We start from the raw sequence: 13,352 nt of genomic DNA, 5'->3' as shown, positions 1-13,352 counted from the left end.
GAAGCGGGAGGTGCGCGGGGTGGGGGGAGTCGCTCGCCGGGGCGGCTGTGGCCAACGTTTCAGGCACAGCCACCCCGGTCAACACTTGTATCGACAGGTTGCCAACTGTTCATCTGTGAGTCGGCAGTGAGTCGCCCGGCCTCGCGGCCGAGGGGAGGGACGGGGCCGCGGCTCAGCGGTGGCCGTGTCCGCGTCCGTCGCCGGGGTGCTTCTCGTCCCGGCCGTGGTGGGCGTGTCCGGGACGCCTCGGGTAGGAGGTGTGACCGAGTTCGGCCGCGGTGCGGGTCACCTCGAAGAGGCGCTCGGCGTCGCGGTTGATCCAGGTGGCCGTGAGGGTCGGCATGTCGAGCGTCGTGTCGGCGACCAGCTTGAGGAAGACGTGCGGCTCGACGGCGCTGTGCACCAGGTAGGGGCTGGGCACGTTGAGGCTCGGGATGGTGCTGTCGTGCAGGGGGCTGACGATGAACTGCCACAGGTCGTAGCCGACCCGGGGGCCGTAGCTCAGGGCGCGGGAGACGTGGATGTCGCCGCCGATCAGGAAGCAGCCCGGGATCTTCTCCGCGGCGATGAAGTCGTAGATCGCGTCCCGTTCGTAGGAGTAGGTGGCCCAGTCGTCCTTCTCGGCGTTCTGCTTGTCGTCCCAGATCATGCCGGTGGCGATGGCCTTGAAGGGGGCCGTGCTCCGGCTCAGCCGCTCGCGGAGCCAGTCCCACTGCACCGTGCCCAGACAGGTCACCTGGGTGCTGTCGGCCCAGCTCGGTGCGGTACGGCTGAACCAGCGCGGGTCCAGCAGGAAGACCTCGATCGGGCCCCGGCGGAAGGATGTATAGACACCCTCGCCGTCCGTTCGCTGCGTGAGGATCTTCCCGTCGGCCGTCTGCCCGAAGGAGGGGTTGGCGCGGTAGTTGACGAAGGCGGTGCGGTTCTGGCGCTTGCTCTTGTAGTCACCGTGGAAGTCGTTGCCGCCGAAGTCGTGGTCGTCCCAGGTGGCCCAGACCGGCATGGAGGACACCAGCCGGGAGATCTCCGGCTGCACCAGGAACGTGCGGTGCTTCCGGCGGGCCACCTCCAGGTCGGAGCTGTCGACGTACGGGGTGTCGCCGAGCATGACGAAGCTGTCGCAGCCCTCGTCCATGATCGCCGTCCATACGTGGTCGGGGACCGACGGGCCGCACGAACCCATGCCCATGGTGACCACGGAGGGCCTGTCCGGGTCGGGCGAGGTGGTGAAGGAGCCGGTCATCGGCGTGAACCCGGCCGCTTCCCTGACCGGGGTGAGGGTGAACTCGTACGCCGTGTCCGGTGCCAGCCCCCGCAGTTGGGCGATCAGCGTGTTGTCGTTGCCGGGGTCGACAGCGGTGGTGACGGTGCGCCAGGCCCTGTTCCCCTTCCCTCCCAGCTGCCGGTAGGCGCAGTTCCAGCGGGAGTAGAGGGAGGAATCGAGGCCGGGGCGGGCCCAGATACGGGCGTTGCCGGGTTCGGTGTGTCCCACCATCGGCCCGACGGGCTGCTCGGGCGGCATCGGCGTAGGCACCACGGCGGGCGCCGAGCCGGTGCGCACCGACGCGACGTAGCCGGCCAGCGCGGTGAAGAACGCCTCGCTGTCCGCCACCGCGTCGGGCGGCTGCACCACCGCGCCCGCACTGTTGCGGATCTTGTCCACGGTCAGGCTGGTCACGAGGAACCGGCCCGCCCCGAACTGGCCCTCCAGCAGGGCGGGCGGGAACCCGGAGGCGGAACAGGCCATCAGGACCCGCATCGAACTCCACCGCTGGACCGTCTCGTAGCTGACCCGGGGACTGGCGTTCCGGCCGGTGAACAGCCGGCCGTTGCTGACGCGCAGCCCCTTGACGAGCGGGTGGCCGGCGTCGACCGGGTGGATCGTGTCGTAGTCGGCGTCGGTGCGCACGGCCGACACGCCACTGGGCAGATAGGCGACTGCGGCGCCGTACTGGTCGGACTGCGCCAGGTCCAGCACCACCCGGTGGCCGGCGACGAACCGGCGCAGGGAGTCGGCCTGTTCGGCGACGTAGTCAAGGTAGTCGTCGCTGTTGTTCGTGAAGGTGCCGAACGCGATCAGGTCGACGGGCCGCGGCTGCTCGTCGGCCGGGAGCGTCAGGTCGAGCGGCACGACCTCGAAGCCCGCGGTCCGCAGGAGTTCCGCCAGTCCCAGGGCCTTGGTCCAGGGGTCTTCGTACTCCAGGACGGCGGCACGCAGCGGAGCGGTTTCGTCGGCTGCGCGCGGCGCGGCGCCCGCGGCGGATGCCGGTCCGGCGACCCCGACCGTGAGAGCCGCGGCGACACCGCCCGTCAGTATCTTCCGTCTGTCCAGGCCGTTGTCCGGCATGTGTGTCTCCTTCGGAAAGCAGGCGCCCCGTATCCGCCCTGCGCGGATGCGGGGACCGAGGGGTGGGCGCCCGTTTCGGCGCCTGTGCCGCAGACGCTGGCAGAGTGAGCAACAAGGGGCAATAGCTTGTATCGACAAGTCATTCGGAGTTCATGGGCCCGTCGACGCGCCGCGCCCTGTTCACCCGCGCCCGGGAGCACGCGTTCCGTGATGGGCGGGGAGTGGTGCGAGGGTGAACGGGAGGTTGGCGGGGCGGTAGTTGTGCACCCGGGTGGCCCCGAACTGCGAGGCGCCCGCCCGCCGGGCCCGTGACGGATCGACAGCTGTCACCCCGGGCGCCCGAGCGCCCGCACCACCGGCCGAGGCGGGGCCGGAGGTACAGGACCGCGACCTGTAGGGTCAAGTGCATGGCCACCCCTCTGCACCGGACGATCGCAGCCGAACTCCGCCAGCGGATTCGTTCCGGGAACCTCGCGGTCGGTGGGTCGCTGCCGTCCGAGTCCCAGCTCTGCGAGGAGTTCTCGGCGTCACGAGGACCGGTCAGGCAGGCCCTCGCGGCCTTGCGCGACGAGGGGGTCATCGGCGGCGGGCAGGGCAAGCGGGCCGTGGTGCTGGACACCGTTCCCACCCAGCCGTTCGAGTCGTTCCTGTCCTTCACCCGCCGTGCGGAACTGACCGGCTACTCCCCCGGCCAGAGACTTCAGGAGATCGCGCTGCGCCGCCCCGAACCGGAGATCGCCGCGGCTCTCCAGATCAATCCGGACGACCTCGCGGTCCAGCTCGTCAGGCTGCGTCTGCTCGACGGACGCCCGGCCATGTTGGAACGCATGACGTACGTCGAGTCGGTGGGCCGCCCGTTGATCTCCGCGGACCTGGACGCCGGTTCCATCTACGCCCTGCTCACCGAGCAGGGCGTGGATCTGCACTCGGCCCGGCACACGTTCGATGCCGTCCCCGCCAACACCCTTGACGCGGAGTTGCTGGACGTCCCCGAGGGCTTCCCGCTGCTCAGGGAGCGGCGCCTCACGACGGACTCCCAGGGCACCCCCGTCGAATGGTCCGAGGACCGCTACCGCTCGGACACCGCGACCGTGACGGTCACCAACACGCGCAGCTCCCGCACCGCCATGCTGTGAACACGGCCTGCGCCTGAAGGAGCTCGCTCGCCGTGCTGTCAGAGTTCGGCGTCGCCCCACTCCTGGACGGCCACCTCGTCGCCGACCGACAGCTTCCCCGTCCGCAGCACGGCGAACTTCGCGCCGAACACCACGCCCCCGCTCGCCGCCCGGCGGTAGTCCGCGAGCGTGCGCAGGGGTTCCGGCCCCTGCCGCGCCCCGGCCTCCTGCTCGACCAGAGTGACCGCACAGCGCACCGCGAGCTTGGCATAGCCCAGCCGGGTCCCGCCGATGGTCATACGGCGTGCGCGGTCCTCGGCGTGCGGTGCGGCCGCCCAGTCTCCGCCGTCGCTGTCATGACCGTGGCCGTGGCGGGTGTCGACGACGATGTTCGGACGGAAGCGGTTCATCGACAGGGGCGGGGCGCCACGCTCGGCCATCCGCTGGTTGAGGAGGGTGAGGGAGGCGCGGGACAGCAGGTGCACGGCGTTGCTGTCGGCATAGCCGGAGGTGCCAGGGGTCAGCCCGTCGGTGACCCGGTCGTGCTCCGGCGGGACGCGGACCAGACGGCTGGGCGCGCCGAGGACCTCCGAGAGCCAGGCGGCGGCGTCGTCCCCCTGGTCGATCCCCTGGAAGGCGGTGCCGAACAGTTCGACGTCGCGGCGCGGTGCGGACGTGGTCACGTCGAGGCGCACCGTGCCGTAACGGCCGGCTTCTTCGGCCGAGTTGAGCTCCAGCCGAGTGCCGTCGGCGCTGATGGCGGGCCGGATCAGGGCGAGACGGGGGTGGCGGCGCTGGGTGCGGAAGATCCCGTCCTCGCTGATGACCATGAAGCTTCGGTCGTGCGCGAGGCCCGCCGGTGTGAGGAGCGCATCGCTCATCGACGTACCGGCGCATCCCTTGATGGGGTAACAGATCAGCTCCATGACGTCGGCCATGTGCCGCCTCCTTCGATCGACGGCCAATGTAGAACGTCAGCCTTGATGAGGTGATGCCATCGGCCCGCGGGCCATGCAACCACCTCGTCGATCATCCCACCCGTGGTCAGCGGCCACGGGCATCCCTCACCGGTGCGGAAAGAGGCAGAACTCGTTCCCCTCGGGGTCCGCCAGGACGCAGTGCTCCGCATGGCGGGCCAGGACCACGGCGCCGATCGCGACGAGCCTGCTGACCTCGGCCGCCATGTCGGCGGAACGCAGGTCCAGGTGCAGGCGGTTCTTCGCACGCTTGCGTTCCGGCACCAGCTGGCACCAGACCCGGGGGCCACCGTCCTTTGGCTCGATGAGAACGGTTGGATCGTCCTCCGGACCGGAGACCCCCTGCGCGCGTAGGCGTGCGAGTTCCGCGTCGTCGTACGGGGCGATGGCGTATCCGTCCAGTGCGGCCGCCCAGAAGCGGGCGACGGCGGCAGGGTGGCCGCAGTCGATGACGATGTCGTGGAGTTGCGCCATGCGGCCATCATGCGGACCGGAAGATGCCGCCGTCACCTCGCACAGCGGTCGCGGGCCGGTTCATGGCCTCACGAAGGCGTGCCGTGGGGCGCCGCGCAGTCGGAACCAGAGGCGCGCCTTGAGCCGGGAGCGGTCACTGAGCACGGAATAGGGGACGGGCGTGCCCCCGGCGTCCAGGACCGCCTGCTGAAGACAGTCGCGCAGCTGCCATACGTCGACGGGGTCGGATGCGGGGTCGACGTCGAGCGTCTGCCGCAGCCGCACGGGCGTGAAGGCCAGGTCGGCGGCGACGTCGTGGGGCGCGAGCCCGGTCAGTGCGAGGTTCCGGGCGAACTCCTCGCCCGTACGGAGCCGCTCGGCGGCGTTCAGCGTCAAGGAGGTCCTCCCTGTGTGGTGGCGCGGGTGAAGGGGACTACGCGACCTCGATGTCGCCTGAGCGCGTGGGGACGGCGTCGAGTGCGGCGAGAGTGGCCGCGTCGAGGGTGATCGCTCCCGCTTCGGTGTTCGCCCGCAGATGCTCGGGGTCGGCGGTGCCGGGGATGAGGAGCGTGTTCGGGGCGTGCTGGAGCAGCCAGGCCAGGCCGATCTGGGCGGGGGTGGCGCCCAGTGCCTGCGCGGCGGTGGCGACGGCGGGCTCCTCGGTGACCTTCGGCAGGCCCGCATAGGCACCGCCGAGCGGGAAGTACGGCACCCAGGCGATCCCCTCGGCGAGGCAGAGCCGCAGCATGTCCTCGTCCTCGCGCGACACCAGGCTGTAGGCGTTCTGTACGCAGGCGATGCCCACGGCGAGGGACCGGCGCAGTACGTCGACGGAGACGCTGCTGAGACCGATGGCGCCGATCTTTCCCTCGTCCCGCAGGTCGGCCATGACGGCGAGCTGGTCGTCGAGGTCGACGATCTGGTCGCCCTCGGGCCGCAGCCCGGGACCGTGGTCGGCGCGGCGCAGGTTGACGAGCGGGATCCGGTCGAGTCCGAGGCTCTTGAGGTTGTCCTCCACTCCTGCTCGCAGCTGTTCGGGCCGCTGGGCGAGGCGCAGCGGGACGGGACCGCCCTTGGCGGGTTCGGCGCCCACCTTGCTGACGACCAGGACGTCGTCCTCGGGGCGGAACGCCGCCGCGATCACCTCGTTGACGAAGCCGTCGCCGTAGAACTGGGCGGTGTCGACGTGATCGATGCCGAGTTCGACGGCGCGGCGCAGCAGCGCGATCGCGGCCTCGCGATCCAGCCGCCGCAGCTGCATGGCGCCGTAGCCGATGCGGGAGACGGTGCGGCCCGCGAGCGCACCGGCTCCGCCGGCCCGTGCCGCTCCGGTGGCGGTGAGCTGGGGAGATCGAGCGGTGGACGTCATGGCGGTCTCGCTCTCATGAGACGATGGAGGTAAACGGAGAGACTCCGTTACTCACGACCGTAACACTAAACGGAGGGCCTCCGCTTTGACCGCGTCAGACTCGCCAGTCCCCGACGGATCAGCGAAAGCGACCGGGCGCCCGGGCCGCGCGGATGCCCGGCGCAATCGTGAGCGGCTGCTCGAAGTCGCCCGCGACGCCTTCGCCGCGACCGGCGGCAAGGCGCCCCTCGACGCCATCGCCCGCGAGGCCGGCGTCGGGATCGGCACGCTCTACCGCCACTTCCCCACCCGCGAAGCGCTCGTCGAGGCCATCTACGCGGCCGAACTCGACGCCGTCGTCACCAGCGCCCCCGCCCTGCTCTCCACGCTGCCGCCCGAGGCGGCGCTGCGGGCGTGGATGGACCGCTACGCGGCGTTCTTCGCGGCCAAACGCGGTATCTCCGACACCCTCCGCGCCGGCTGGGCCGCCGGCACCATCGCGACACCGGCCACCCGGGAGCGGCTCACCGCCGCAATCGCGGTGATCCTCGACGCCGGGGCGCAGGCCGGATCGCTGCGGGCGGACGTCGAGCCGGACGAGGTCACGATGATGCTCCTCGGGGTGTTCCTGTCCACGACTGCCGTCAACAGCCCGGAGCTGGCGGGACGGCTGCTGGACCTCGTGGTGGATGCCCTGCGACCGGCAGCGGAAGGGCGGCCGCGGGCCTGACGTACACCGCGGCCGCCCTGTGGGCGGGGCTGGACCCGTGGCGCCGGGGAAGATCTACTGTTCATCGAGTTATCGGCCTGAACCGGCAGGGTGCGAGAGGACACGCTTCGTTTCGAACGGGGAGCCTGGTGGAGCGCTACGAGATCGAGACCTTCCTCACGCTGGCGGACGAACTGCATTTCGCGCGGACAGCCGAGCGGTTGCGGGTCTCCCCCGGTCGGGTCAGCCAGACGATCAAGGCGCTTGAGCGGCAGATCGGTGGCGCGTTGTTCGAGCGCAGCAGCCGCCGTGTCGCCCTCACCGCTGTCGGCCGTCAGCTCCGTGACGATCTGCTGCCCGCGCACGAGCAGATCCAGCGAGCCGTGGCGAATGCCCGGGACGCCTGCGCGCAGGTCAGCGGCGTGCTGGGAATCGGCTTCACCGCTCCGTGGACCGGGGAGCTCCTCGTACACGCCGGGGACGTCTTCGCCTCCCGTTACCCGCGCTGCGCGGTCGAGTTGTCGAACATGACCTACAACGACGCCGTAGCGGCGCTGCGGGAGAAACAGGTGGATCTGCTGATCGCCGAACCCCCCGTCGAGGAGCCCGACGTCGTCGTCGGTCCGGTGTTGCTTTCCGAGCGCCGGGCCCTGGTGGTGTCCACCGCCCATCGTCTGGCGAAGCGGGAGACGGCGTCGGTTGAAGATCTTGCTCTGCTGCCCCTGGTCACGGCCGCGGGGGTGTCACAGGCGTGGCGCCAGGAGTTCTACCCCTGCCGGACGCCCAGCGGCCGACGCGTCGTGCAGGGCCCGACGGCGCGCGGCTGGGAAGGCGTGCTGTCGCTCGTGGGCGCGGGCAAGGGGGCCACTGTGGCGGCGGCCAGAGCCGGGACGTACCACGCCCGGCCCGGCATCGCCTACGTGCCGTTCGTTGACGCGGGTCCCGTCGAGTACGCGTTGATGTGGCGCGACGAGACCAGATCAGCCGGGTTGCAGGCCGTCATCCGCACCATCCTCGACTGCGCCCCCGCACCGCACTGACCTGCTCCTACACCGTGGCCGTCCGGCTGGTTCGCCCGGCTGCCGGGAGGGTCAGCGTCGCGCCGGCCGTCGTCAGCAGACCGGCCGCAGCGATCAGCACGCTCCAGTGCATCCCGCTGAGGAAGGAGTCCGCGCCGGCCAGCAGCGCCCCGAAGACCGCGACGGCGAGCGCGCCGCCGACCTGACGGGCGGTATTGAGGACCGCCCCGGCGACACCCGCCCGGTCGGCGGGCACCCTGTCGAGCAGCATCGCGGTCAGTGCCGGGACCGCCAGCGCGCCACCGAGACCGACCGGCACCGTCAGCCCCGCCACCACCCAGACATTCGTGTGCGTCCCGATGGTGAGGAGTGCCAGCAGGCCTGCGGCTCCGATGAGCTGGCCTGTCACCATCGGCACCCGCGGCCCGTACCGGGTGGCGAGTCGTGCCGAGGCCAGGTTGGCCACGGCGACCAGCGCTGTCATCGGGATGAACATCATGCCTGCGTGCAGAGCCGACTGCCCCCGCTGTTGCTGGAGATACAGGCTGAAATTGAACACCCCGCCGTAGTAGGCGGCATTCAGCATGAAACCCACCACCAGGGACACCGCCACCACCCGGTTCCGGAACAGCGGCAGCGGCAGCATCGGGTGCGCGCCTCTGGCCTGCACCGCGAGAAAGCAGGCAGCCGCGACCACGGCCACGATGAGCGACAGCACTGCTGCCGGACGCGAGAAACCCTCGGCGCCACCCTCGATCACGCCGTACGTCAGCCCGCCCATCGTCAGCACCGCCGCCACCTGGCCGATCCAGTCGAGCCGGGCCGGAAGCCGCGGTGACGCCGGGACCCGGGCGAGCAGGACCAGGGCCAGCACGCCGGCCGGCAGGTTGACGAAGAAGATCCACCGCCATCCGATCGAGGCGGTGAGTACCCCGCCGACCACCGGCCCCACGGCCACCGCGACCGCGCCGCCCACGGTCCAGATCGCGATGGCCCGCGCCCGCTCGGCCTGATCGGGGAAACCCTGTCGGACCAGGGCCAGGGACGCCGGCATCATCACCGCGGCCGCCGCGCCCTGGAGCAGCCGGGCGGCCACCAGCACCCCGAGCCCGGGCGCGATCCCGCACGCGGCCGAAGCCAGGGCGAAGAGCACCAGACCACCGCCGAACGCCCGCTTGGCGCCGATCCGGTCGGACAGCGCGCCCGCGGAAAGCATCAGCGAGGCGAACATCAGCGTGTAGCCGTCCACCACCCACTGCAGCCCCGACATGCCGACGCCGAGGCTGCGGCCGATGTCGGGCAGCGCGACCGTGACGATCAGTGCGTCCAGCGAGATGAGGAAGAAGCCGAGCAGCGCCGCGCCGAGCACGGCGGGAGAGCCTCCCCGGACTTCGGTGGGCGGCAGTGCGGAGGCTGTCGTCCCCCGGTGCGGCATCAGCCGGCCACCTGCGAGGGCGGTGCCTGGTTTCCGTCGCCCCACGTCGCGGTCATCACCACCGTGTCGATCAGCCAGCGGTCACCGGTCCTGACCAGCTGCCACCGGTAGTCGCCCCCCAGCGTCCACAACGGGTCTCCGTATGAGGTGGCCAGGCGGTGGGTGGCCTGGAAGGAGGCCGTGCACACGGCGCGGTCGCCGTCAACGTCGACGAGATGGTTGGCGACGAGATGCTGGGTGGCGTCGTAGGCACCGAGCGTGCCGGCCCAGGCGTCGACGATCTCCTGCGGGTTGAGCCGGACCGGTTCGCCACCGGCCAGGCTGGTGTAGTCGAGCAGGACCCTGTCGGCGAAGAGCCCGCGCAGCTGCTGCCATTCGCGCCGGTCGGCGTGCACAGCCATCCGGGTACAGGTCTCGGCGACCGCGTACTTGGCCTCGATGGTGGTGACGGTTTCGGGCATGCCGGGGGACCTCCGGACGGTGGTGGCGGGGGTTGTGGTGTTCACAGCGTGCGGGCGAAGTGTTCGGCGGTCGCGTCGGCGGCGAACGCGACCTGCCGCGGCTGGTCGTAGAAGTCGAACTGTCCGCCCTCGGTCCACAGGAACTCCGAGGCTCCTGCCAGGGCGGCGTGGAAGCGGCGGGCGCCGTCGGGGATCGCGGCGCCCTCGCTGTGCACCAGCAGTGTCGGTGCCGTGAGCCGCGGGGCGAGGGCAATGGCGTCGAAGTCCAGCCACTCGGTCCAGGCCATGACGGCGTACCGGTTGGGCCACTGCTCGATCCCGCCGCGCCCGGGGTTGAGATAGAAGTCGATGTCGAAGGGCATGGCCGCGTCAGGGTCACTTCCGCTGACCACCGGAACGTAGGCGACCTCCCCGGTCTCCTCGTACTGGTGCCGGGCCGCGGCCGCCGCGGCCTTCTTCGCCTCCACGCCCTCCGGGCCGCCGTAGTTCTCGTCGCAGATGCGGCGGTCGTGCAGCCACGGCGCCACCAGCGCGAGGGACCGTACCCGGGAGTCCTCGGCGGCGAAGGCGCTCGCGTACATCGCCCCCGCGCACACGCCCAGTACGCCGAGTCCGGTGCCGGCGACGGCAGGATGGCCGCCCAGGAAGTCGGCCGCCCCTCGCAGGTCGCGGATCTTCAGCGCCGCGGACTCGTAGTCGCGCGGCACGCCCTCGGACTCGCCGTATCCGGTGAAGTCGAAGGACAGCGCCGCGAAGCCACGCCGGGCCAGCTCCTCGGCGTAGCGGTCGGCCATCTGCTCCTTGACCGACGTCCAGGTCCCGGCGACCAGGACAGCTGCCACGGGATCGGTCGCGTCAGAACCTGAATCGGGCAGAAACAGACGCCCGGCGAGCTTGCCGTTGCCACCGGCGAAAGCCACCTGTTCACACACGGGCACGTCAGAACTCCTTCGAAGAGGACCGGAACGGTCATCTCCCCACGCTCGCAGCCGGCAGCGGCCGCCGACAACGCCCCATACCTAAGCCCAGGTTGAGCGGCACTAAACCTGGCGATCGAACCGGCGACGGCGACGGCCGCCCCTGCACGGGACCGGCCGCGCCGTCGACGATCCGAGAGCGCGGGCACACCCGGACGATGCGTCCAGGCCGAGTCGGAGGCACCGGCTCCTGACCTGTCCGCAGTCGCGCCGGGTCAGCGCGACATCGCCTCCTCCTGGATTCCGCCCGAGCCCAGGTCAAGTGGACCGGCACGCCACATCCGGCTCGGGTGTGGCGCTCACACTGTCCGGGTCAGCGGCGGATGCCCGCGTATGCCGACGGAGAGATGCCGCCTTCCGCGCCGGCCGTACCGCCCACGGTCCACATACGGCCCGCCGCGTCGGTCGCGGCACTGTAGAGGTATCCGGCTCCGGACGGTTCTTCGGTACGGGTGAGGACGCCGTGCGGGCCAGGGGTCAGGACGTAGTTGCCGGCCGGGTTGACGGCAGGATCTGCCGTCTCGCCCACCACCACTGGGCTGCCGGAGCGGTCGAAGGCGATGTCGTAGAGCTGGCCCGTCTCGGCGGGGGTGCGAACGGTGCGCCACGCATGACCGTCGTAACGCACGATCACCGGACGCCGCCACAGGTTCTCGTCCCGAATGTGGCCGACGGCCCAGACGTCGTTCCCAGTCCGCATCTCGAGGCCGTCGAACAACGCCTCGCCGAGTGCGGGCGGCAGGCTCTGCTTGGTCCATGACGTGCCGTCGAAGCGCGAGACCCCGTCACCGATGGCGTAGACGATGCCGCCCGGGCCCGCCTCCAGCTGGGAGACCCAGGTGAGCCCGGTGTCCGCGGGCAGCCGCTTCCAGGCGCCGCCCCCGGCCGCGTCCCCGCGAAACAGGGCCGGTACGTACTCCCCCGCCGTATCGACGTAGCCGCCGTTCACCCACACCGATCCGCCCGCGTCCACATCGACGGCGGACAGGGACGTCCAGCTCGCACCCTCCGGGAACGGCAAGGCGGTCTCGCTCCACGCAGCGCCGTTCCAGCGCTCAAGGAGGGCACGCGCCTCCTTCGATCCCGTTCCGCTCGCTGCGTCGTTACGGGTGCCGACGGCCCACACCTCATCGGGCGCACCGACGGCAACATCCTCCAGGCGGCCCTCGTCGGCCGGCTGCGGGGGCGTCTGCCAGCCAGTGCGGCTCCAGCGCATCGCCAGCGGTGCGCTGGACCCGGTGGTGGCGTCTCTGCTCATTCCGACCGCCCAGGTCGCACCTCCGGCGGTCTCGACGTCGAACAGGACACTCCCGTCGCTCGCCGGCGGACTGACGTCCCGCCAGTGGGAGGTGCGTGCAGCGGCGGCGGGTGAGACGGCGGTGCCGACGACCGCCGTCAGCCCGACGGCAAGGGCGATTGCCGCCCGCAGCGGGGAAAGGAGCATGAGGGGACATCCTCGGATCGAAGCGAATGGGGTGCTGTGCTTTCTGTCATTGACCTCAGTGCGCTCAACCACCGAAAAGGTTGCGTGCCCTCCCCGAAAAGGTTGGGTGCAGCCACGTCGACGCAGGCAGGGCCGAACGATTCCCGGCCTGCCACATATGCCGGTCGAGCGGTGTCGGACACCTTGCTATTACATACGACCGTACGTATTCTTTTCTCATGCCTCTGACGCAGCTCACCGAGGAGTCCGATCCGTACTGCCTCCAGCCCCTGGACGCGGCGGCGCTTCTGTTCGACGCCCCCTGGAGCCGATTCGCCGTGATCGGCGACAGCCTGTCGGCAGGCACGGGGGGCCCGAGCCCGGGATACACGAACGCGGGCTGGCCCGACAGATTGGCGTCGGTCCTTCGCCGGGTGCGGCCGGATCTGACGTATCTGAATACGGCCGAGGTCGGCGCCACCACGGAACAGACCCTCGACAAGCAGATCGATCGCCTGTACGAGTTCGGCCCGGACCTGGTGCACCTGCCGTGCGGGGCGAACGACCTCGTGCGCCGGCAGCCGGACTTCGACCGGATCGAGCAACTGCTGCGGCGCATGTACGCCCTGGCGTCCCGGACCGGGGCTCAGCTGACCACTTTCACCCTGGGCAGGGCCTACGTCGTTCCGGCCTTCCCGGACTGGACGGAGCGAGTGGTCAGGGTCAACGACATCACCCGCGCACTGGCCGCCGAGTACCGGGCCGTGGTCGTCGACATGTGGGACCACCCGGTCAACGCACGGGAAGACCTGCTCAGCGAGGATCGCATCCACTTCTCGGCCTCAGGGCAGGCCGTGTTGGCGACCGAGATGGTCAAGGAGCTGGCTCACGTGCTGAGTCGTACGCAAGGGACTGACTGACGAGCTGTCCATCAAGGTCGTCCCGCTCGACGCGACATCACTTCAGCGCTTCCGGGGCACTTCCGGGGCCGGCCTGCATGGACCCGATGACCCGGGTCGAACAGGCTACGATCGACCGTACGGGCAGTGCTGAGGAGCCGACGAGCTCCCGAGCCGGAGAAGCCGCAT

At 70.7% G+C, this 13,352-nt stretch carries 13 protein-coding genes; 4 read left to right on the top strand and 9 right to left on the bottom strand.

Annotated elements, in window-relative coordinates:
* Positions 1-172: 172 nt before the first annotated feature.
* Positions 173-2,347, bottom strand: coding sequence for an alkaline phosphatase D family protein (locus OG408_RS36915; protein WP_326673854.1), 2,175 nt, complete (start codon positions 2,345-2,347; stop codon positions 173-175).
* 407 nt (positions 2,348-2,754) lie between these two features.
* Between OG408_RS36915 and OG408_RS36910 the strand changes: the two genes are divergently transcribed.
* Positions 2,755-3,483 carry a GntR family transcriptional regulator gene (locus OG408_RS36910; protein ID WP_285566489.1) on the top strand — a complete coding sequence of 243 codons (729 nt, stop codon included), beginning with the start codon at positions 2,755-2,757 and terminating at the stop codon, positions 3,481-3,483.
* 38 nt (positions 3,484-3,521) lie between these two features.
* On the opposite strand, the gene OG408_RS36905 is transcribed toward OG408_RS36910, so the two are convergent.
* The 4 genes from OG408_RS36905 to OG408_RS36890 form a co-directional block, all read right to left on the bottom strand.
* Positions 3,522-4,400 carry an MOSC domain-containing protein gene (locus OG408_RS36905; RefSeq protein ID WP_326673852.1) on the bottom strand — a complete coding sequence of 293 codons (879 nt, stop codon included), beginning with the start codon at positions 4,398-4,400 and terminating at the stop codon, positions 3,522-3,524.
* A 126-nt stretch (positions 4,401-4,526) separates the two neighbouring features.
* On the bottom strand, positions 4,527-4,913 hold the full coding sequence (locus tag OG408_RS36900) for a VOC family protein (RefSeq protein WP_326673851.1): 387 nt from the start codon (positions 4,911-4,913) through the stop codon (positions 4,527-4,529).
* A gap of 60 nt (positions 4,914-4,973) precedes the next feature.
* Positions 4,974-5,288: a DUF2316 family protein gene (locus OG408_RS36895; protein ID WP_326673850.1), complete on the bottom strand. Its 315-nt coding sequence runs from the start codon at positions 5,286-5,288 to the stop codon at positions 4,974-4,976.
* 37 nt (positions 5,289-5,325) lie between these two features.
* Positions 5,326-6,261: an aldo/keto reductase gene (locus OG408_RS36890; protein ID WP_326673848.1), complete on the bottom strand. Its 936-nt coding sequence runs from the start codon at positions 6,259-6,261 to the stop codon at positions 5,326-5,328.
* A gap of 85 nt (positions 6,262-6,346) precedes the next feature.
* Between OG408_RS36890 and OG408_RS36885 the strand changes: the two genes are divergently transcribed.
* The gene (locus tag OG408_RS36885; RefSeq protein WP_285566498.1) at positions 6,347-6,970 is read left to right on the top strand and encodes a TetR/AcrR family transcriptional regulator; all 624 of its coding nucleotides are present in this window, start codon (positions 6,347-6,349) and stop codon (positions 6,968-6,970) included.
* A gap of 128 nt (positions 6,971-7,098) precedes the next feature.
* Positions 7,099-7,989, top strand: coding sequence for a LysR family transcriptional regulator (locus OG408_RS36880; protein ID WP_326673847.1), 891 nt, complete (start codon positions 7,099-7,101; stop codon positions 7,987-7,989).
* Positions 7,990-7,996: 7 nt separating this feature from the next.
* Here the strand turns inward: OG408_RS36880 and OG408_RS36875 are convergent, their stop codons facing one another.
* The 4 genes from OG408_RS36875 to OG408_RS36860 all read right to left on the bottom strand — a co-directional run bounded on the left by OG408_RS36875 (position 7,997) and on the right by OG408_RS36860 (position 12,285).
* The gene (locus OG408_RS36875; protein ID WP_326673846.1) at positions 7,997-9,403 is read right to left on the bottom strand and encodes an MFS transporter; all 1,407 of its coding nucleotides are present in this window, start codon (positions 9,401-9,403) and stop codon (positions 7,997-7,999) included.
* Positions 9,403-9,864, bottom strand: a complete 462-nt coding sequence (locus OG408_RS36870; protein WP_326673845.1) for a nuclear transport factor 2 family protein — start codon at positions 9,862-9,864, stop codon at positions 9,403-9,405. Before OG408_RS36870 ends, OG408_RS36875 begins: the two co-directional genes overlap by 1 nt.
* 41 nt (positions 9,865-9,905) lie before the next feature.
* Positions 9,906-10,802, bottom strand: coding sequence for an alpha/beta hydrolase (locus OG408_RS36865; RefSeq protein WP_326673843.1), 897 nt, complete (start codon positions 10,800-10,802; stop codon positions 9,906-9,908).
* A gap of 352 nt (positions 10,803-11,154) precedes the next feature.
* Positions 11,155-12,285 carry a hypothetical protein gene (locus OG408_RS36860; RefSeq protein ID WP_326673842.1) on the bottom strand — a complete coding sequence of 377 codons (1,131 nt, stop codon included), beginning with the start codon at positions 12,283-12,285 and terminating at the stop codon, positions 11,155-11,157.
* A gap of 218 nt (positions 12,286-12,503) precedes the next feature.
* Between OG408_RS36860 and OG408_RS36855 the strand changes: the two genes are divergently transcribed.
* On the top strand, positions 12,504-13,184 hold the full coding sequence (locus OG408_RS36855; protein ID WP_326673840.1) for an SGNH/GDSL hydrolase family protein: 681 nt from the start codon (positions 12,504-12,506) through the stop codon (positions 13,182-13,184).
* Positions 13,185-13,352: the final 168 nt, after the last annotated feature.

The sequence above is a fragment of the Streptomyces sp. NBC_01257 genome (assembly GCF_035917255.1).
GTDB lineage: Bacteria > Actinomycetota > Actinomycetes > Streptomycetales > Streptomycetaceae > Streptomyces.
Note: the sequence above shows the minus strand (reverse complement) of the source record. Positions and strands in the feature narration are given on the sequence as shown.